This is a genomic window from Nocardioides sp. (genome assembly GCF_036267815.1).
Lineage (GTDB): Bacteria > Actinomycetota > Actinomycetes > Propionibacteriales > Nocardioidaceae > Nocardioides.
In genome coordinates this window covers 1-19,198 of sequence record NZ_DATAVI010000056.1, presented here as the reverse complement: position 1 = coordinate 19,198, position 19,198 = coordinate 1, and the positions used below count along the sequence as shown (strand labels likewise).

Annotated in this window: 17 protein-coding genes, 2 tRNA genes and 1 other RNA gene; 8 read left to right on the top strand and 12 right to left on the bottom strand. The window is 72.2% G+C overall.

Annotated features, from left to right (window positions below; all coding sequences use genetic code 11):
* Positions 1 to 221 precede the first annotated feature (221 nt).
* Positions 222 to 2,546: a transglycosylase domain-containing protein gene (locus VHW64_RS11720; RefSeq protein ID WP_329650737.1), complete on the top strand. Its 2,325-nt coding sequence runs from the start codon at positions 222 to 224 to the stop codon at positions 2,544 to 2,546.
* A 33-nt stretch (positions 2,547 to 2,579) separates the two neighbouring features.
* Here the strand turns inward: VHW64_RS11720 and VHW64_RS11715 are convergent, their stop codons facing one another.
* Positions 2,580 to 3,038, bottom strand: a complete 459-nt coding sequence (locus tag VHW64_RS11715; RefSeq protein WP_329650736.1) for a GatB/YqeY domain-containing protein — start codon at positions 3,036 to 3,038, stop codon at positions 2,580 to 2,582.
* Between the two features lie 71 nt (positions 3,039 to 3,109).
* On the opposite strand from VHW64_RS11715, the gene VHW64_RS11710 reads away from it, so the two are divergent.
* From VHW64_RS11710 to VHW64_RS11695, 4 genes are all read left to right on the top strand, one after another.
* Positions 3,110 to 4,033 carry a metallophosphoesterase gene (locus VHW64_RS11710; protein ID WP_329650735.1) on the top strand — a complete coding sequence of 308 codons (924 nt, stop codon included), beginning with the start codon at positions 3,110 to 3,112 and terminating at the stop codon, positions 4,031 to 4,033.
* Between the two features lie 104 nt (positions 4,034 to 4,137).
* Positions 4,138 to 4,214, top strand: a tRNA-Pro gene (locus tag VHW64_RS11705).
* A 351-nt stretch (positions 4,215 to 4,565) separates the two neighbouring features.
* Positions 4,566 to 6,047, top strand: coding sequence for a hypothetical protein (locus tag VHW64_RS11700; protein ID WP_329650734.1), 1,482 nt, complete (start codon positions 4,566 to 4,568; stop codon positions 6,045 to 6,047).
* Positions 6,048 to 6,131: 84 nt separating this feature from the next.
* Positions 6,132 to 6,338 (top strand): hypothetical protein, encoded by a 207-nt coding sequence (locus VHW64_RS11695; protein WP_329650733.1) that lies wholly within the window; start codon positions 6,132 to 6,134, stop codon positions 6,336 to 6,338.
* Here VHW64_RS11695 and VHW64_RS11690 read toward each other — a convergent pair.
* Positions 6,329 to 7,336, bottom strand: a complete 1,008-nt coding sequence (locus VHW64_RS11690) for a cytochrome c oxidase assembly protein (protein ID WP_329650732.1) — start codon at positions 7,334 to 7,336, stop codon at positions 6,329 to 6,331. The two genes, VHW64_RS11695 and VHW64_RS11690, sit on opposite strands and share 10 nt — an antisense overlap.
* Positions 7,337 to 7,443: 107 nt before the next feature.
* Between VHW64_RS11690 and VHW64_RS11685 the strand changes: the two genes are divergently transcribed.
* Positions 7,444 to 8,154, top strand: a complete 711-nt coding sequence (locus VHW64_RS11685; RefSeq protein WP_329650731.1) for a YcnI family protein — start codon at positions 7,444 to 7,446, stop codon at positions 8,152 to 8,154.
* Between the two features lie 24 nt (positions 8,155 to 8,178).
* Here the strand turns inward: VHW64_RS11685 and VHW64_RS11680 are convergent, their stop codons facing one another.
* A complete protein-coding gene (locus VHW64_RS11680) occupies positions 8,179 to 9,828 on the bottom strand; it encodes a copper resistance CopC/CopD family protein (protein WP_329650730.1) in 1,650 nt (549 codons plus the stop codon).
* 67 nt (positions 9,829 to 9,895) lie between these two features.
* Here VHW64_RS11680 and VHW64_RS11675 point away from each other — a divergent pair, with 67 nt between their 5' ends.
* On the top strand, positions 9,896 to 10,381 hold the full coding sequence (locus VHW64_RS11675) for a hypothetical protein (RefSeq protein ID WP_329650729.1): 486 nt from the start codon (positions 9,896 to 9,898) through the stop codon (positions 10,379 to 10,381).
* Here VHW64_RS11675 and VHW64_RS11670 read toward each other — a convergent pair.
* From VHW64_RS11670 to ffs, 9 genes are all read right to left on the bottom strand, one after another.
* Positions 10,351 to 11,430, bottom strand: coding sequence for an aspartate-semialdehyde dehydrogenase (locus VHW64_RS11670; protein WP_329650728.1), 1,080 nt, complete (start codon positions 11,428 to 11,430; stop codon positions 10,351 to 10,353). The two genes, VHW64_RS11675 and VHW64_RS11670, sit on opposite strands and share 31 nt — an antisense overlap.
* Positions 11,427 to 12,701: an aspartate kinase gene (locus tag VHW64_RS11665; RefSeq protein WP_329650727.1), complete on the bottom strand. Its 1,275-nt coding sequence runs from the start codon at positions 12,699 to 12,701 to the stop codon at positions 11,427 to 11,429. The genes VHW64_RS11670 and VHW64_RS11665 overlap by 4 nt, the downstream gene beginning before the upstream one ends.
* A gap of 118 nt (positions 12,702 to 12,819) precedes the next feature.
* Entirely contained in the window at positions 12,820 to 13,455 is a 636-nt protein-coding gene (locus VHW64_RS11660; protein ID WP_329650726.1) for a DUF5063 domain-containing protein, read from the bottom strand.
* Complete coding sequence (gene recR, locus VHW64_RS11655; protein ID WP_329650725.1) at positions 13,452 to 14,048, bottom strand: recombination mediator RecR; 597 nt, start codon at positions 14,046 to 14,048, stop codon at positions 13,452 to 13,454. Before recR ends, VHW64_RS11660 begins: the two co-directional genes overlap by 4 nt.
* Positions 14,049 to 14,053: 5 nt before the next feature.
* The gene (locus VHW64_RS11650) at positions 14,054 to 14,452 is read right to left on the bottom strand and encodes a YbaB/EbfC family nucleoid-associated protein (protein ID WP_329650724.1); all 399 of its coding nucleotides are present in this window, start codon (positions 14,450 to 14,452) and stop codon (positions 14,054 to 14,056) included.
* A gap of 37 nt (positions 14,453 to 14,489) precedes the next feature.
* Entirely contained in the window at positions 14,490 to 16,442 is a 1,953-nt protein-coding gene (locus VHW64_RS11645) for a DNA polymerase III subunit gamma and tau (protein WP_329650723.1), read from the bottom strand.
* An 86-nt stretch (positions 16,443 to 16,528) separates the two neighbouring features.
* Positions 16,529 to 17,581, bottom strand: coding sequence for a DUF2252 family protein (locus VHW64_RS11640; protein WP_329650722.1), 1,053 nt, complete (start codon positions 17,579 to 17,581; stop codon positions 16,529 to 16,531).
* Complete coding sequence (locus VHW64_RS11635) at positions 17,574 to 18,752, bottom strand: cation:proton antiporter (RefSeq protein ID WP_329650721.1); 1,179 nt, start codon at positions 18,750 to 18,752, stop codon at positions 17,574 to 17,576. Before VHW64_RS11635 ends, VHW64_RS11640 begins: the two co-directional genes overlap by 8 nt.
* A gap of 69 nt (positions 18,753 to 18,821) precedes the next feature.
* Positions 18,822 to 18,913, bottom strand: an RNA gene (gene ffs, locus VHW64_RS11630) — signal recognition particle sRNA small type.
* A gap of 90 nt (positions 18,914 to 19,003) precedes the next feature.
* Here ffs and VHW64_RS11625 point away from each other — a divergent pair.
* Positions 19,004 to 19,092: transfer RNA gene (locus VHW64_RS11625), tRNA-Ser, on the top strand.
* The last annotated feature ends 106 nt before the right edge of the window (positions 19,093 to 19,198 follow it).

Sequence of the window (19,198 nt, the reverse complement as noted above, 5' to 3'; positions counted from 1 at the left end):
CCCAATCTTGGTTCCACATAATGACGTCCCCACGATCGTCAGGTGACTGCGCTTCCCCATGAAGCCATCCCCCCGAGGCGATGTTCAGTCGAGACACCAACGTAAAGAACAGACCCGCACCAGGGACAGACTCGTCCGGGTTCATCCCCGTAGTCCGATCGGACTAGTCCGGGTTGGTCTCAAATGGGCAGGTCACTTGGCCGTCCCGTACCCTGACCGGCATGGCCATGCCCCGTGAGGAGCGTCTTCCGACCTCTCGCATCCTCTCCCATCTGGGCGTGATGGCGGCCGTCGCGGCCGTGATGGGCGTCGTGGTGGCGGGTCTCGCGATCCCGTTCGCCGGCGTGTTCGGGATCGCGTCGAAGAAGGTCTCGCAGACCGTCGAGTCGCTGCCGGCCGACCTGCGCACCCAGCCGCTGGCCCAGCAGACGAAGATCGTCGACCAGCAGGGCCAGACGATCGCGACACTGTACGACGAGAACCGCGTCAACGTGCCGCTGAACAGCGTCTCGCGCAAGATGGTCAAGTCGATCGTGGCCATCGAGGACTACCGCTTCTACCAGCACGGAGCCCTCGACCTGAAGGGCACGCTGCGCGCGCTGGTCACCAACCAGTCCAGCGGCGGCGTGGTGCAGGGCGGGTCCTCGATCACCCAGCAGATGGTCAAGATGACCCTCCTGGCCCAGGCCAAGACGAAGGCCGAGCGCAAGGAGGCGACGGCTGACACCTATGCCCGCAAGCTCACCGAGCTGCGCTACGCGATCGCCTTCGAGCAGCACTACTCCAAGGACTGGATCCTCGAGCGCTACCTCAACATCGCCTACTTCGGCGACGGGGCGTACGGCGTCCAGGCGGCGGCGCGTCACTACTTCGGCGTCAACGCCAAGGACCTGACCTGGGTCCAAGGCGCCACCCTGGCCGGCCTGGTGAAGAACCCGACCGGCTACGACCCGCTGCGCAACCCCGATCGGGGCATGCAGCGGCGCAACGTCGTCCTCGACCGGCTGGCGCAGCTGCACGTCATCTCCCAGCACAAGGCCGACAAGTACAAGAAGCAGCCGCTGGGCCTGCACCCGGTGCCGACCCCGAACGGCTGCATCAACTCCACCGCGCCCTTCTTCTGCGACTACGTCGTGCACTACCTCGAGCAGGACCCCGCGCTAGGCAAGACGGTCGCCGCCCGGAGCAACCTGCTCAAGACCGGCGGCCTGGTCATCCACACCACGATCGACCCGCGCTTCCAGACTGCCGCCGACAACTCCGTGAGGCACCACGTCTTCGCGCAGAACCAGGCGATCGGCGCGCTGGCGATGGTCCAGCCCGGCACCGGCGACGTGAAGGCGCTCGCGCAGTCGCGGCCGATGGGCAGCGACGCGGCGGCCGGTCAGACCTACATCAACTACACCGTGCCCCAGCAGTACGGCGACTCCGCTGGCTTCCAGCCGGGCTCGACGTTCAAGGCCTTCGTGCTGGCGACGGCGATCCAGCAGGGCATCCCGCTCACCGAGACGATCAACGCCCCGCCCGAGGTCAAGATCCCGATGAGCCAGTACCGCGTCTGCCACGGGCAGCACTTCGAGAGCACCGACACCTGGGACGTCCACACCTCGACGACGTCGGGGAGCATGAACCTCTACCAGGGCACCCAGAACTCCGTGAACCCGTTCTTCGCCAAGCTCGAGCTCCAGACCGGTCTGTGCGAGCCGTTCCACCTGGCCAACGAGATGGGGATGGACCTGACCGACAAGGCGACCGAGCTGGTGCCGTCGTTCACCCTGGGTGTCGCCTCGATCAGCCCGCTTCAGCTCGCGGACGCCTACGCGACCTGGGCGGCGCGCGGCCTCTACTGCGCCCCCCGACCGGTCACCTCGATCGACGACTCCGACGGGCACCAGCTCAAGACCTACCCCGAGCAGTGCAAGCAGGTCGTCGCCGCCCCCGTGGCCGACGCCGTGAACAGCGTCCTCGAGGGCGTGATGGCACCCGGCGGATTCGGCGAGAACCTTCTGCTGAACCAGCAGGCGGCCGCCAAGACCGGTACCAACAACGACAACATGTCGGTGTGGTTCATGGGCTACACGCCCAACCTCGCCACCGCGTCGATGATCGCCGGCGCCAACCGGCTCGGACACTGGGTCACGCTGAACCAGCAGACCATCGGCGGGGTCTACACCGACGTCGCGCACGGCTCCACCACCGCCGGACCGATGTGGTACGACGCGATGAAGATCATCCAGCAGTGGCTGCCCGACGCGAGGTTCACACCACCGAGCGGCGAGGACGTCAACGGCGTGCTGACCAGCGTGCCCGACGTCGGCGGCGAGACGTACGACGCGGCGTCGCGCCAGCTCAAGGCGGCCGGCTTCACCGTGGTCAACGGCGGCCAGCGCGACTCCGGCTACCCCCAGGGCACCGTCGCCTACACCAGCCCGGGCGCGGGCGGTCAGGTGGCCAGCGGCACCAGCATCACCGTCTACCTCTCCGACGGCACGCCCGCGCCACCACCGGGCCACCACCATCATCACGGCGGCCACGGCCACCACTAGTGCCCCTCCGAGGGCGGCGACCTCGGGTGCGGCTCACCCCAGCTGTCGGCGTACCTCGGCTGCCACGGCACCTCCGTCGGCGCGACCCCGCACCTGCGGGGTGAGCACGCCCATCACCTTGCCGATCCCCCGCGGGCCCTCCCCGGCGGCGCCGGTCTGCTGGATGGCGGCGGTCACGAGCTCGGCGACCGTGGCGGCGTCGAGCTGCTCGGGCAGGTAGTCCGCGATCACCGCGGCCTCGGCGGTCTCCTTGTCGGCCAGCTCGGAGCGGCCCGCGTCGGTGAACGCCGTCGCGGCCTCACGACGCCTCTTGGCCTCGGTGGACAGCACGCCGACGATGTCGTCGTCGCTGAGCTCGCGGGCCTCCTTGCCGGCGACCTCGGCGTTGGTGATCGCCGACAGCACCATCCGCAGCGTCGACGAGCGCTGCGTGTCACGCGCCTTCATCGAGGCGGTGAGGTCCTGGCGCAACCGATCCTTGAGCTCGCTCATGCGGGTCATTGTGCCGTGTCGACGTCGGGCGACATTCGGCGGCGTGCGTGCCCATGTGACAGCCTTGCGGCGTGACTCCGGCCGGGCTCCTCGCACGCACCCTGGGCGCCGGCGTCGCCGTCGGGGCCAGCGTGACGGCGTACGCCGTGTGGGAGGCGCGCGCCTTCACCTTGCGCTCGGTGGAGCTGCCCGTGCTGCCCGCCGGCGCGCGGTCGCTGCGCGTGCTCCACCTCAGCGACCTGCACCTGACGCCCGGTCAGGGCCGCAAGCGGGAGTGGCTGCGCTCGCTGGCCGACCTGGAGCCGGACCTCGTCGTCGACACCGGCGACAACATCGCCCACCCCGACGCCGTGCCCAGCCTGCTGGACGCCCTCGGCCCGCTCCTCGGCGTGCCCGGGGTCTTCGTGCTGGGCTCCAACGACTACTTCGCCCCGATCCTGCGCAACCCGCTGGGGTACCTGCTGCCCGACGACAAGTCACGCACCGTGCACACCGTGAAGCTGCCGTGGCGCGACCTGTGCGACGCCTTCGGCGCGGCCGGCTGGACCGATCTGACGAACAGCCGCGCCACGACCCAGCTCGACGGCCTGCGCTTCGCGTGGGCCGGCGTCGACGACCCGCACCTGGAGTACGACGACCTCGACGCCGTGGCCGGCCCGGCTCCCGCCGAGGCGGACGTCCGGATCGCGGTCGCCCACGCGCCGTACCTCCGGGTGCTCGACCAGTTCGCCCGCGACGGCTACGACGCGGTGTTCGCCGGCCACACCCACGGCGGCCAGATCTGCCTGCCGGGGTACGGGGCGCTGGTCACCAACTGCGACCTCGAGCCGGCCCGGGCCAAGGGTCTGCATCGCCACCCCGCGACCTCCCGCCCCGGCGACGCGCGGTCGACCTGGCTGCACGTCTCGGCCGGCCTCGGCACCTCGCCGTACTTCCCGATCCGGACGGCGTGCCGGCCCGAGGCCACCCTCCTGACCCTGGTCTCCCAGGGTTGACTTCGCCGCTCGCCGAGGCCGGGACCGCGATTCGGGAGCGACCATGCCGCTCAGGTATGCTCGCCGATGCTTGTCGCCCGGCCGTCACAGCCGGTTCCGGCAATCGGGCTGTGGCGCAGTTTGGTAGCGCGCCTCGTTCGGGACGAGGAGGCCGCAGGTTCAAATCCTGTCAGCCCGACCAATTGGTGTCTCGAGACATCGGCGACAGCCGGACCTGCCATGTGCGGGTTCGGCCGTTTCCTCATCCGGGGTCTCGGGCCGGCAGTCCCTTTCCGGGTTGCCGCCGAGTGTGCGGAGGAGTTCGCCGGCGAGGGCGTTGACGGCCCTGACGTGGAGGTCCTTGAGCCAAGAGCAGGCTCCTCTGAGCAGCTCGGGCATCAGCTCGGGCCAGTCCTACGGCTTCGCCGCGTCGCGTCGGCAGGGCTGGGTGCGCGGTTCTTCGGACCCAGCAGCGAGCCAAGCCCCGCGCCAGCCGACCGAGGTCTCTTGGTGACGTTCAGGCCCTGAGTTCGTCCTGGGATAGGTTCACGCCGTGCGGCTGCCGGGACGTTCCGAGGGGCGAGTCTCCGACCCGGTGGTCGTCGGCTTGATCGCTCTCCTGGTCTGCGGTCTGCACGGGTTCGACGGACCCCTGGGCCACGACCAGGGCGCCTTCGTCTACGGCGGCGAGCGGTTCGCCCACGGTGCGCCTCCCTACGTCGGGATCTTCAACTCGATCGGACCGCTGGTCGATGTCGCGACCGGAGTCGGCGTCCGTCTCGGGTGGGCGCTGGGTCTGGATCCGGTGCTCGCCGCTCGGCTGACCTACCTGGTGATCTCGGCCCTGGCTGCGGCGGTGCTCAGCGCGCTCGCCCGCGAGGCCCTGCGGTCTCGTCTCGCGGGGTGGGTCGCGCCGGCGGTGCTGCTGACGTTCGAGAGCTTCACGGCCCTGGCCAGCGACGGCCCTCGCGACAAGACGTTGATGCTCCTCCTCCTGGAGGCGGCGCTGCTCCTGCTGGTGCGCCGGCAGTGGCTCTGGGCCGGCGCGCTGACCGCGCTCGCGACGCTGACGTGGCAGCCCGTCGTCCTGGCGGCTGTCACAGCCGCGGTGGTGGCCGCGGTGACGATGGCGGGGTCACGGGTCCGCGGGCTGACGCGGTACGTCGCCGGCGGCGCCGTACCGACCGTCCTGGCTGGCCTGCTCTTCCTGGTCTCCGGTCACCTGCGGGTGGCGTGGTGGGGGTTCGTCCTCGTGAACGTCGGCTACACCTCCCAGCCGAACATCCTCCAGAGCTGGCGCCTGCTCACCCATGCCTACGACGCGTCGCTCGTGCTCGTGGTCCTCGGCTGGCTCGCGCTGCTCGTCCTCGGCGCGCTCGCGGCGTCCCGGCTCAGGCGAAGCCCGTCGCCGGACGGGGACCGCGACCTGGTCGCCCTCGCCGCCGGTGGCCTCGTGGCCGGCGTGTGGACGTGCTACGCCATCAACGGCGGGCCGGACCTGTTCGTCGTCCTGCCGTTCGCCGCGATCGGGGTTGCGGCACTGACCCTGCGATGCGTCGACTCGATCTCCAGCCCGGCGCGGGTGCGCGTGGCCACCGCGGTCGTGGTGACCGCCCTGGTGGCCGCCACCGTGCAGTCCGTCAGCACCCGCAGCAACGAGCTAGCGGGCGAGCGCGCGTCGGTGGACCGCGTTGTCGCTGCGCTGCCCCCGGGCGCGGTGGTGCTCTCGATCGACGTCCCCGAGGTGCCGGCCCTCCTCCAGCGTCGCAACCCCTACCCGTGGCAGCTGTTCAACTCCGCGATGACGCCGTTCCTCGACGACCACCTCGCCGGCGGCCTGCCGGGGCTGGCGGCGCGCATCTCCGCGCGCCATCCCGAGCTGATCGCCGTCGGCCGGGTGGCCACCGACAGCTGGCTCCGCCACGTCCTGCGCACCGACTACCGACCGGTCGGTGCCGGAGAGTACTGGACGTGGTACGCGAGCCGACGACTCGACTCCGCGGTGATCCGACGGGTGAGGCTGGCTGTCGGCTGACCGGGCGTTGTGTCAGGTAGGTGACAGACCGATGCGCCGGCCTCGGCGAGGCTCGCCCTACCCGCAAACCCCCAGGAGCCTCATATGCACAACCCCGTCCGGGTCGCCGTCGCCACCGCCGGCGTCGCGTTCGCCCTCCTGCTCGGCACCGGCGCCCACAGCCTCGCCGCGAGCGGACACGTCCCGACCCACCAGTCGCGAGTGCACCTCACCGACGACGGCCCGCCGTGCAAGTCGCCCGGCTGCCTCAGCGGCAACGTCGCCCGTCCGAGCCACGGGCCTCAGGACTGACCCGACCTCGGCTCACGGCCGGTCCCGAGCCGACGCAGCATGTCGTTGTACGCCGCCAGCGCCGCGTCGTCGTCGTCCACGGTGGCGCCGTCCTCGAGGGCCAGCTGCCCTCCGGAGCGCTCGACGTGGCCGACCATCGTGCCGGTGCGCGCCGACTCCAGCCAGGTGCCCAGGAAGCTGTCCCGCTGCCGCGAGAGCAGCGCGATGACCACCCCGACCGCCAGCAGCATCATCAGCCCGTCACCCCCGGCCCACATCAAGGAGCCACCCGCATCCAGGTCGTGCATGGCGCCGGGGGCCCAGTCGGGCCGCATCGCCATGTAGGTCGGGAACGGGTCGCGCTCCGTCTGGAGCAGCACGATGCCCACGAGCGTGTCCGGCACCATCGCCATCACCAGCAGGATGATCCGCAGGAGGTACGGCGTGCGCCACCGGATCGGCTCGTCGCCGATCGCGCCCAGCAGCAGCCAGGCACCCGACCCGAGGTAGAGCACCTGCTCCAGAGTCATCTGCGAGGGGTTGGTGGCCATCGTGTCCATGAACGGCGTCAGGTGGGTGTAGAAGATGACCACGCCGTACGCCGTGAGACCGAGCAGCGGGTGGAAGAGCCACGACACCGGTCCGGTCTGGAGCAGCCGGTCGACCCTGCCCCGCCAGGTGTCTGCGCCGGCGTTGCGCAACACGGTGAGCGGGTGGCCGAGCACGAGCAGGGCCGGGACCACGGTGATCAGCGTGAGGTGCTCGACCATGTGCATCCAGAACAGCGACATCGCATAGGCGTCGACCGCCGAGCACAGGCACACCATCAGCACGACCAGCCCGAGCACGAAGCAGGCCACCCGGATCGGTCCGACCGTGCCGCCGTGACGGTGGCCGCGCTGCACCCCGACGACGTAGACGACCAGGACCAGCGAGCACACGACCAGCCAGCCCGGCTGGGACTGCCAGGTGCCGAGGAAGGTGCCCCAGTCCAGGGGAGGCAGGTGCTGGTGGTTCATCGCACGATCATCGAACCACGCGAGCCCAGCCCGCGGCCCGCCAGGGTGCCGCGCCCGGCCAGATGGTCTACTCCTAGTCGGGCGGCACCGCCCGCCCAGGAGGAAGCATGCGAACCGTCACTGCGCGCGTCACGGCCGGCCTCGCGCTGGCCGCCCTCGCCGCCCTCGCCGTCCTCCTTGCCGCCGGCCCGGCCTCGGCCCACGTGACGGTGGACGCTCCGGGCGCGACCCGGGGCGGGTACGCCGTGCTGACCTTCCGGGTGCCCGACGAGACCGACAACGCCGACACCACGAAGGTCCAGGTCTTCTTCCCGCCGTCGCAGCCGCTCGCGTCGGTGTCGGTGCGACCCACTCCGGGCTGGAGCTTCCGGGTGCACACGACCAAGCTCGACAAGCCGATCAGCTCCGACGACGGGCAGGTGACCCAGGCCGTCTCCGAGGTGACCTGGACCGCCGACTCACGCCGTACGTCGGTCAAGCCCGGCGAGTTCGAGGAGTTCGCCATCTCGGTGGGCCCCCTGCCGCAGGCGCCGACCATGGTCTTCAAGGCCCTCCAGACCTACTCCGACGGCACCGTCGTCCGCTGGATCGACCTGACTCCGCCAGGTGGCCCCGAGCCCGAGCATCCCGCGCCGACCCTGACCCTGGCTGCCGCGACCACCGGCTCGAGCAGCCCTGCATCAGTCGAGGGCCACACCAGCGGCGGGAGCGGCCGCGCGACCGCGGCCCTGGTGCTGTCGGTGGTGGCCCTGCTGGTCGCGCTGGCGGCCGGGGCGGCGGCCCTGCTGCGGCTCGGTGGCGACGGTTCATCACGCTGAGCCGCCGAGCCGTCCCAGGGCGACTCAGCCGACCGGCACCTCGACGTACGCCGTCGCCTCGTCGATCGCGGTCGTCCGGACCGTCACCGCGAGCTGCCAGAGGCCGCCCAACGGCAGGCTCACCTGGCCCGTGCGCACGCCCCGGCCTCCGCGCGCGAGACCGACCGGCAGCGGACCGACCTGCTGGGCGGCCAACGAGAGCGCCGCGTCGACCTCGGGTGGGTCGACCGGGTCACCGTGGGCGTCGAGCACCACGAGGCGCAGCCGCACGCGCCGGGTGCCGTCGGGGACCGCGGAGACGCGCACCGAGTCCGGGCCGGCGCGCAGCGTCGCGGAGACCGGCGCCGAGACGAGCCGGGTCGCCTTGGGGTCGCTGGTCACCAGCAGCGTGCTGGCCACGAGCACGGCCACCAGGGCCACGCTCTCCAGGGCCACGCTGCTGCGCAGCGTGCGCAGGGGCGGACCCGCGAGCCTCGTGGACTGCCACACCCAGGCTCGCGACCCGGACGCCGCACCCAGCGCGATGACGACCAGCCAGATCTTGATCAACAGGACGTGCCCGTAGTGGCTGTCGAGCAGCAGGTCCCAGGACCGGACCTCCCGCAGCGCCTGGTAGGTCCCGGTCGCCAGCAGCAGGCACACCGAGGTCGCCGCCACCGTGGAGAACCTCCGCACCACCGGTACGACCTCGGCCGGCGCGCCGCCCTCGGCCAGCAGCACGAGACCGAGCATGGCCAGGCCCCCCAGCCACACGCTCATCGCCGCCACGTGCACCGAGACGCTGGTGACCGCGAGCAGCCGGTGGCTGCCGGCCGCGGCGTGCCCGCCCAGCGCGAAGGTGACCCCGGTGGCGAGGAGCGCGACCCCGACGAGAGCGCGGACGAGCCGGGGCGACACCCGCTCGCGATGGGTGAGCAGGAGGACCACCAGCGCGAGCAGCAGGATCCGGGCATCCAGGGCGCGACCGTACGTCGTGCCCAGCACCTCGCGCAGGAGCGCCCCGTCGACGACGTGACCCAGCCCGAGGCCGGCGTCGTAGGGACCCTTGAGCACGAGGGCGAGGATCGTCCCGGCGACGAGAGACCCGGTGCCGCCGTTCACGATCGTGCGCGCCCGCCGAGACGACCAGCCCGCCGGCCAGCACCACACCAGGAAGGCGAAGCCGCCGAGGCCGAGCGCCGCGCCGGCATAGCCGAGCCAGCGAGAGACCCCTAGCGCGACGTCCACCGGGGCCGAACCGCGGGTCGCGGGTGGGGAGCCCGGCGGCGTGGACCGGTGCCCGATCGAGAACGTGTAGGCACCCGAGACCGGGTGGGAGTCGGCGGAGACGACCCGGTAGGCGACCAGGTAGGTGCCGTCGGCCAGACCGGTGTGCAGCCCGACGGATGCCGTGGCGGCGATGCCGCGCGCGTGCTCGACGTGCCCGTCGTCGACCTGACCGCCGTCCGGTCCGAAGACCCGCAGGGAGTCCGGGAGCAGCGAGATCCCCTCGTCGAAGACCAGCGTGACCGACGTCGGCGCCGTGCGCAGGACGGCGTCGGCCGGAGGCGAGCTGCTCTCCAGGGTCGCGTGCGCCGACGCCGGGCTCGCACCCAGCACGAGCGCGAGCAGCGTCACGACGAGGGCCCCCAGGAGCGGCGCCGCCCGCCTGCACGTCCGCCCGCTCTCGCCCACGGCCGGATCGTAGTGTCGCCGTCCTCGCCGGCAGGGGGTCGCACCCGGGAGTGGCAGACTGCGAGGCATGGCGCAGGACGCTGGCCCGGCGGGCGAGACCGAGGAGCAGCCGCTCCGCCTGCCCAGGCTCACCCCGCACCTGACCCCGCGCCTCACCCTGCGCGTCCACCTACCCGGTCCGGCGGCGGCGCTGGCCACCGGCGTCGTGGTGGGCGTTGCTCTGGTCGCGATGACCTCGGCGACCCTCCGCGCGTGCACCTCGCTGCGCGGCACGTCGTCGTGCGGCGAGGCGGGCCTCGCGCCGCTGCTGGTCATCACCGTCGTGGCCGTCGTCCTGGGCTCGGTGCTGCTGCGGGTGCTGGGTGTCGCCACCCCCACGAGCACGAGCCTGCTCGCGATGGCACTGCTGGTCGTGCTCGTCCTGCTGGCGCTGCTCCCCGCGCTCGACCAGCGCTGGGCGGCGTACGCCGTGCCGGTGCTGGCGATGCTGACCTACGTGGGGTCGTGGTGGCTGACCACGACCTACACCGAGCCGGCGGCCCCTCCGCGCTGAGCCGCCACCAGCTCGGCGATCTGGACGGCGTTGAGGGCAGCGCCCTTGCGGAGGTTGTCGTTGCTGACGAACAGCACGAGCCCGCGACCCTCGGGGACGCCGGGGTCCTGCCGCAGGCGCCCGACGTACGACGGGTCGCGGCCGGCGGCATGCAGCGGAGTCGGGACGTCGGCGAGCTCGACCCCCGGTGCCCCGGCGAGGAGCTCCGTGGCGCGCGCCACCGTGAGCGGTCGCGCGAACTCGGCGTTGATCGACAGGCTGTGGCCGGTGAAGACCGGCACGCGCACGCAGGTGCCGGACACGAGCAGCTCGGGGATGTCGAGGATCTTGCGGCTCTCGTTGCGCAGCTTCTTCTCCTCGTCGGTCTCGAAGTCGCCGTCGTCGACGATCGAGCCGGCCAGGGGCAGGACGTTGTGGGCGATGGTGTCGGCGTACGCCGTCGGCTCCGGGAACGTCACCGCCGAGCCGTCGTAGGCCAGCTCGCGCGCCTTCTCGCCGGCCGCCGCAAGCTGACCGGCGAGCTCCTCGACGCCGACCAGGCCACTGCCGGAGACCGCTTGGTAGGTCGAGGCGACCAGGCGGACCAGCCCGGCCTCGTCGTGCAGGGGCTTGAGCACCGGCATCGCCGCCATCGTGGTGCAGTTGGGGTTGGCGATGATGCCCTTGCCGGAGCTCGACCACGCCCGCTGGATCGTCTCGGGGTTGACCTCCGAGACCACCAGCGGCACCGCGGGGTCCATCCGCCAGGCGGAGGAGTTGTCGATCACGGTCACCCCCGCCTCGGCGAAGCGCGGAGCAAGCCGCCGGGAGGCGGTCGCGCCCGCGGAGAAGAGCGCGAGGTCGAGGCCGCTCGGGTCGGCGCCGTCGGCGTCCTCGACGGTGACCTCGCGGTGGCCGAACGGCAGCACGGTGCCGGCCGAGCGGGCCGAGGAGAAGAACCTGACGTCGTCGACGGGCAGCCCGCGCTCGAGCAGGATCTGGCGCATCGCCGTGCCGACCTGCCCGGTCGCGCCCACCACGCCGACGCGGAGACCGCCGGGCCCGCTCATCTGCCGGAGCCTCCGTAGATGACCGCCTCGACCTCGGCGCTGTCGAGGTCGAACGCCGTGTGCGTGGCCTGGACGGCCTCCGCGACGTCCGCCTCGTCGACGATGACCGAGATCCTGATCTCGGAGGTGGAGATCATCTCGATGTTGATCCCGGCGTTCGCCAGGGCCGCGAAGAACTTCGCCGTGATGCCCGGGTGGGAGCGCATCCCGGCGCCGATCAGGGAGACCTTGCCGATCTCGTCGTCGTACATCAGCCGGTCGTAGCCGACCTCGCTCTGGAGCCGGGCCAGGGCCGCCATCGCGGTCTGGCCGTCGGCCCGGGGCAGCGTGAAGGAGATGTCGGTCAGCGCGGTCGCCTGGGCCGAGACGTTCTGCACCACCATGTCGATGTTGATCTCGGCGTCGGCCAGCGCCTCGAAGACGCGCGCCGCGACGCCGACCTTGTCGGGCACGCCGACCACGGTGACCTTGGCCTCGCTGCGGTCGTGGGCGATGCCGGCGATGATCGCCTGCTCCATGGGCTCTGCTCCCTCCGTGGGGTTGGGCAGGATCCAGGTGCCCTCCTTCTGCGAGAAGGAGGACCGGACGTGGACCGGGATGTCGTAGCGACGTGCGTACTCGACGCAGCGCAGGTGCAGGATCCTCGCCCCGGAGGCCGCCATCTCCAGCATCTCCTCGGTGGAGACGCGGGTCAGCCGGCGCGCCGAGGGCACCAGCCGCGGGTCGGCGGTGAAGACGCCGTCGACGTCGGTGTAGATCTCGCACACCTCGGCGCCGAGGGCCGCCGCCAGGGCGACCGCGGTCGTGTCGGTGCCGCCCCGACCCAGCGTGGTGATCTCCTTGGTGTCCTGGCTGACGCCCTGGAACCCCGCCACGATCACGATGTGGCCGTCGGCGAGGGCCTGGGTGATCCGGCCCGGCGTGATGTCGATGATCTTGGCGCGGCCGTGCGCCGAGTCGGTGATGACACCGGCCTGCGAGCCGGTGAACGAGCGGGCCGTGAAGCCGAGGTCGGAGATCGCCATCGCCACCAGCGCCATCGAGATCCGCTCACCGGCGGTCAGCAGCATGTCCAGCTCACGGGCCGGCGGCAGCGGGCTCACCTCGTTGGCGAGGTCGAGCAGCTCGTCGGTGCTGTCGCCCATCGCCGAGACGGCGACCACTACGTCGTGGCCCTGCCTCTTGGCCTGGACGATCCGGTGCGCCACCCGCTTGACGGCGTCGGCGTCGGAGAGCGAGGAGCCGCCGTACTTCTGCACGACGATGCTCATGGCGAGCTGACCTGGGAGAGCACGAGGGATCCTCGGGAGGGGTGAGACGACGACGTACGCCGCGACGCTGCGACCTCGGGCGAGTTTACCGTCGCCGTCGCGAGCGGCTCGCGCCGTCTCAGGTCGGCTGGGCCTCGTCGAGCATCTCGTTGGCCGCGGCGACCCGGTCGAGCTCGCCGGTGTACTCGACGTCGAGCCGGTCGTGGGCCACGATCGAGAGCAGGGCGTTGAGGAGGGCTCCGCCGAGGTTCCCCCAGGAGGAGACGTAGGAGAACTGCCACCACCACAGCGCCTCGGCGGTGTTGCCGAGCGCGAAGTGACGCAGGCCGTTCTCCAGGTCGGCCGCGATCTGGGTCAGGTCGTCGGAGAGCTGGCTCTCCACGACCTCGGGGTCGTAGGGGTCGAACACGAAGCTGTAGGTGTCGACGCCGCCGAAGAGCCGAGCCAGCCGTAGGCGCAGCTCGTCGAGGTCGGGGTCGGGACCGATGTCGGGCTGGTAGTCGGTGGTGGGCGTGAAGTCCACCTGCGCGCCCAGGCGGGCACCGGCCAGCAGCAGCTGGCTGATCTCGAGCAGCAGCATGGAGATGCCGGTGCCGGGGTTGCCCTCCGCCGCGACCGCCTTGAGCGCGATCAGGAAGCTCGTGACCTGATCCGCGATCTCCACCGCGAAGTCGTCCTCCGGGTCGCTCGCGGGCAGGACCGATCCGGTCACGACCAGGGGCACCGAGATCTCCTCGGTGGTGTCCTCACTCACTCTGCCGCTCGCCTCCCCGCGAATGCCCGCCCCAAGGTCACCTCGTCGGCGTACTCCAGGTCGCCTCCGACCGGGAGCCCGCTCGCCAGGCGGGTGATGCGTATCTCCAACGCCCTGAGCATACGGGTGAGGTAGGTGGCGGTGGCCTCGCCCTCGAGGTTGGGGTCGGTGGCGAGGATCACCTCGCTCACCGCGCCGTCGGCCAGCCTGGCCAGCAGCTCGCGGATGTGGAGCTGGTCGGGCCCGATGCCGTCGATGGGCGAGATGGCACCGCCGAGCACGTGGTAGCGCCCCCGGAACTCCTTGGTGCGCTCGATGGCGACGACGTCCTTGTACTCCTCCACGACGCACAGCACCGCCTGGTCGCGCCGGGGGTCGCGGCAGATCCGGCACTGCTCGTCCTCGGAGACGTTGAAGCAGATCGAGCAGAACCGCACCCGCTCCTTGACCTCGAGCAGGACCTCGGCCAGCCGGCGTACGTCGGCGGGCTCGGCCTGCAACAGGTGGAACGCGATCCGCTGCGCACCCTTGGGACCCACGCCCGGCAGGTGGCCGAGCTCGTCGATGAGGTCCTGGACGACGCCTTCGTACAAGGACCTCAGTCTCCCTCGGTCGAGCCCGGGGAGGCGGGCCCACCGAGACCGGGCATGCCTCCCGAGAGCGGGCCGAGGGCGCTGCTGGCCAGGCTGTCGGCCTGGGCCTTGGCGTCGCGGTAGGCCGCGACCACCAGGTCGCCGAGGTCGCGCAGGTCGTCGGCCGAGGACCCGTCGATGGTGCCGGGCTTGATCGTGACCGCCCACAGCTCGCCGACTCCGTTGACCGTGACGGTGACCGCCCCGCCGCCGGCGGTGCCGTCGACCCGCGCATCGGCCAGCCGGTGCTGGGCGCTCTCGAGCTGCTCCTGCATCTGCTGGGCCTGCTCGAGCAGACCCTGGAAGTCGAAGCCGCCCTCGCCTCCCAGGGAGCCGCCGAGGGCCTCGAAGGGGTTGTCGGTCATGGCCTCACCTGTCGTCTCGTCGTGGGTCCGGGTCTGCTCACGGGTGGGGGATCTCCTCGATGACCTGCGCACCGAGCGCGTCGGCCAGGAGCTGGGTGCTGTCGGATCCGGAGGTGTCGACGTCGGTGTCGTCGGCACGGGCCCCCTCGGCGGCCGGGTCCGGGTCGTCGACCCGAGCAGAGTCAGGAGGGGCCTCGGGCGGGGCGGCCCCCGGAGCCGCGGACGTGCCGGGCTCGGACGCCGAAGGAGAGCCCAGCTGGTCGCCCGCCGTCTGCGACGGCGGCCTGGCGGGCTCGGCCCGCTCCACGGGCGGTCGGGGTGCCGGCGCGGGAGCCGACGCGTCGGCCCCCGGGTCGACGATCGTCTCGACGCGCCAGTCGTGACCCACGACGTCGATCGCGGCCTGGCGCACGATCTCGGCGCTGCCGCCGGTGTCGAAGGACTCGCGCGCGCCGGCGTTGCTGAAGCCCAGGGTCAGCGTCTCGGCGTCCACGCCGACGACCTGCGCCTGCTGGGTGAGGTAGATCCAGGTCAGCCGCCGGCGCTGCTTGGTCGCCTCGACGATGTCGGGCCACAGCCGGCGCACGTCGACCAGGGTCAGCGCCGACCCGCCCGACGCCCGGGCGGGAGCCGGCTTCGCCTCAGGCTCCGCATCAGGCTGGGCGGCGGGCCGGGCGGCGGGTTGGGCGGCGGGTTGGGCGGCGGGCTCGACGACAGCTTCGGGGGTTGGCCCGACCGGCGTCGGCTCGATGACCGGGGGCGCAGGCGCGACCGCCTCCGGCTCGGCTGCGACCGTCGGCGCCGGCGAGGGGTCTCCCCCGCTGATCGTCATCCGGCGCTCGAGACGGTCGAGCCGCGCCATCACCCCCTCGGAGGAGTGGTCGGCGCCGGGCAGCAGCACCCGGGCGCAGATCAGCTCGAGGAGCAGGCGCGGAGCCGTCGCCCCGCGCATCTCGGTGAGCCCGGTCGCGACGAGGTCGGCCGCCCGGGAGAGCTCGGCCGGGCCGAACCGGGCGGCCTGTCCGACCAGGCGCTCGGCGGCGTCCTCGGCGATGTCGATGAGCCCGGTCGCCGGCGCGTCGGGGACGGCCGAGACGATGACGAGGTCGCGGAGACGGCGCAGGAGGTCCTCGGTGAATCGGCGTGGGTCCTGACCGGTCTCGATCACCTTGTCGACGACACCGAAGACGGCGGAGCCGTCGCCGGCGGCGAAGGCGTCGACGACCTCGTCGAGCAGCGTGTCCGGCGTGTAGCCGAGCAGCCCGGCCGCCAAGGTGTAGGTGACCCCCTCGGGCCCGGCTCCGCCCATCAGCTGGTCGAGCACCGACAAGGTGTCGCGCGCGGAGCCGCCTCCGGCCCGCACCACCAGCGGCAACGCGGCAGGCTCGATCTGCACCTGCTCCTTGTCGCACAGCTCGGAGAGGTACGTCGTGAGCAGCCGGGGCGGGATGAGCCGGAACGGGTAGTGGTGGGTGCGCGAGCGGATGGTGGGGATCACCTTGTCCGGCTCGGTGGTGGCGAAGACGAACCGGAGGTGGGGCGGCGGCTCCTCGACGAGCTTCAGCAGGGCGTTGAATCCCTGCGTGCTCACCATGTGGGCCTCGTCGATGATGTAGACCTTGAAGCGGCTGCGCACCGGCGCGAAGAACGCCTTCTCGCGTAGGTCGCGCGCGTCGTCGACACCACCGTGGGAGGCGGCGTCGATCTCGATCACGTCGATCGAGCCCGGACCGCGCCGGGCCAGGTCGACGCAGGACTCGCACTCGCCGCACGGGTCGGCGACCGGCGCCTTCTCGCAGTTCAGCGTGCGCGCCAGGATCCGCGCCGACGTCGTCTTGCCGCACCCGCGCGGACCGGAGAAGAGATAGGCGTGGTTGGCACGGTTGCCCGCGAGAGCCGCCCGCAGTGGCTCGGTCACGTGATCCTGCCCGATGACCTCGGCGAAGGTCTCGGGCCGGTAGCGGCGATAGAGGGCGAGCGGTGACTCCACCCTGCGAACCCTAGCCAGCCGGGCCGACAACCGGGAGGCAGCGCCCCACCGTGCCCCACCGGGCACCGGCGGGGTGGACGTCGCGGTCAGCGGTGGCCGGCGAAGTCGCGGCGGACGACGTCGGCCATGGTCGCGACGAGCGCTCGGAAGTCGTGGTCGGCAACCCCCTCGTCGTGCGCGGTCGCCCAGGCCGTCGGATCGGCGCCGTGGACGTCCGCCGCGGCACGGGCCATCGCCTCGAGCAGCCGTCGGGCGTCGTGGTGGCGCCGTCCCTCGGGCTGGATCCGGACGACGTCCGGCGCCAGGTCGCGCACCTGCCAGTCCTCGACCCGGGCGGCCCCGGCAGGTCCGCGCACGGCCCCGGTCACCTCGCCGTACGCCGTCTCGTCGGGGCTCGGGACGCCGGGAGTCGTGACGCGCGTCGCGGCCCACACGCAGGACGGCGGTCCGAGCTGCTTGGCCTCGCGGGCATGCCACGAGCCGTCGAAGGCGCGGCCGACCCCGACGCGTCGCCGGTGTCCGAGCGACCCCGTGCCGGCCTCGTGGACGTGCCAGGCCGGTCGCCAGCCCTGCTCGGCGACGCGCTCGGCCGCCGCGACGACGGCGGCCGGCACGTCGTCGACGGCGCGCCCGGCGGTCAGGGAGGTGTAGAACGCCTCGGGGTCGGCGAACTCGGGCACGAGGGGCTCCAGGTGCGGAGCGTCGCGCAGGTCCACTGCCACGCCGGGGGTGGCAGTGTGCCAGGAGGCGAGCACGGTGTCGCAGACCTCGTCGTCGGCGAGGGCGAGGTGCGGCGCCAGGACGGCCGAGACGGCGAGCCGCAGCAGGTCGAGCAGCCAGGAGCCGCGGGCCAGCTCGTCGAGGTCGTCGACCCCCCAGCGGCGCACCTGCGCCCGGTCGCGCCAGGTGCCGTAGTTCTCCACGTGCAGGTCCCCGACCAGCGGCACCGGGGCCCTCGCCAGCACCTCGGGCGCCTCGGCCGCGACCCGGACCAGCCACAGGTAGTAGGTGCCGCGCAGGAACCGGTACTCGTCGTGGGCCAGCTCGCGGTGCTTGTCTCGCAGCGCGGATCGGTCGAGCGGGATCTGCCGCGCGAGCCACGCCTCGTAGTCGGCGGTCAGCTCGCGAGCCTCAGCCACCCGCCGGCTCCGGGGTGGTGGTGGTGGTGGTGGACGTGGGCTCGGGGGCCTTGCGTCCGGCCGCCAGCGACCCGCCGACGACCGTCACGGCCAGGGCGAGCAGCGCACCGAGGACCAGCGCCGCTCCCTCCCCGGGCTCGAGCACCTGGAGCTGCTGACCGACTGTCGCGGCGGCGACGGGAACCCCGAGCTGGGCGGTCGCGAGCAGGGAGTACGGCGCGGACTGACGCAGGACGACGGCGGCGAGGTGGGCCAGGGTCGCGCCGGCCCCCAGGCAGAGGCCCAGCACGATCATCGACGGGTGCGAGACGAGGTTGCGCAGCTGGAGGCTCGCGCCGAGCCAGACGAAGAACAGCGGACCGAAGAACCCCTCGGTCACCGCGAACAGCTGCTTGGCCACGCGGCGCGGCTCACCCACGAAGGCCACGGCCAGCCCGGAGACGAATCCGGCGAGCATCAGCGACACGTGGACGGCGACCGCCAGCGCCGCCATCGCGAACACCAGCGCGAGGCTCACCCGCAGCTCGACCGCGAACCGCCGGTCCTCGGAGACGGTGTGCACGCGCTCACGCAGGCCGCGGTCCTCGACCCAGCGCAGGACGCCGTACAGCACGCCTCCGGCGGCGAGCACGGCCAGCGCACCCAGCGCGGCCCGCTCGACGTGGGCGGTGTCGATGACCAGCGGCAGCAGCACGATGCACAGCGAGTCGGCGACCGCGACCTGCGGCAGGAGGTCGACCAGATCGGGGCCGGTGAGATGGAGCGAGTCGACGGCCGGCAGCACGATCGCGGCCGACGACGACGCCATCATCACGGCGTACACCGGGGCGTGGGAGGTGCCGACGACGTCGGCGACGACGTACCCGAGGGCGACGGCGACGACGCCCACCAGGACCGCCCGCACGATGCCGGTGCGCAACGCCGTGCGCAGCCGGGGATCGCGTACCGGCACATGGGTGCCGGCCACGAACATCACCAGCACGAAGCCGCAGCCGCCCAGGAAGGAGAACGTCGGGTCACCGGCGTGGAGCAGCCCGAACCCGGTGGCGCCGAGGACGACCCCCGCGACCAGCTCGCCCAGGACGACCGGCAGGTGCCAGCTGCGCGGCGTGGCCAGGAGCGGGCCGGCCAGCGCGACCGTGCACACGAGGGCCAGGTCGAGGAACGACACGAGCGGATGCTAGACCCGCGCCTGCGCCGCCGGACGGCTCCCGAGCCCCACCCGGCACGAACGGGCATGACGAGGCCCCCCACGCACCCAGCAGAGCCCGCCTGCCCTTGCTGCCTTCCGGCCCTGGGGGATTCAGCGAGGTGCCGCCGCATGGGGGGTTGGCCGCGAGTCTAGGTGACCCCTCGGAGGTCATCCGAATCGTGGGCCGACGGATTTCGTGGGGTGGTCGCGGCGCGGGTAGCCTCCTGCGCGGAGGATTCGCCTAGTGGCCTATGGCGCTCGCTTGGAAAGCGGGTTGGGTTAACAGCCCTCGCGGGTTCGAATCCCGCATCCTCCGCCACCCGGACAGCTCCTTGACCCGCCTCTCGCGATCTCCCGATACTTGTTGCGCATCGGGAGGTCCGTTGCGCATGACGCACAGGTGCGGAGTCACGGCGAGGCGATGA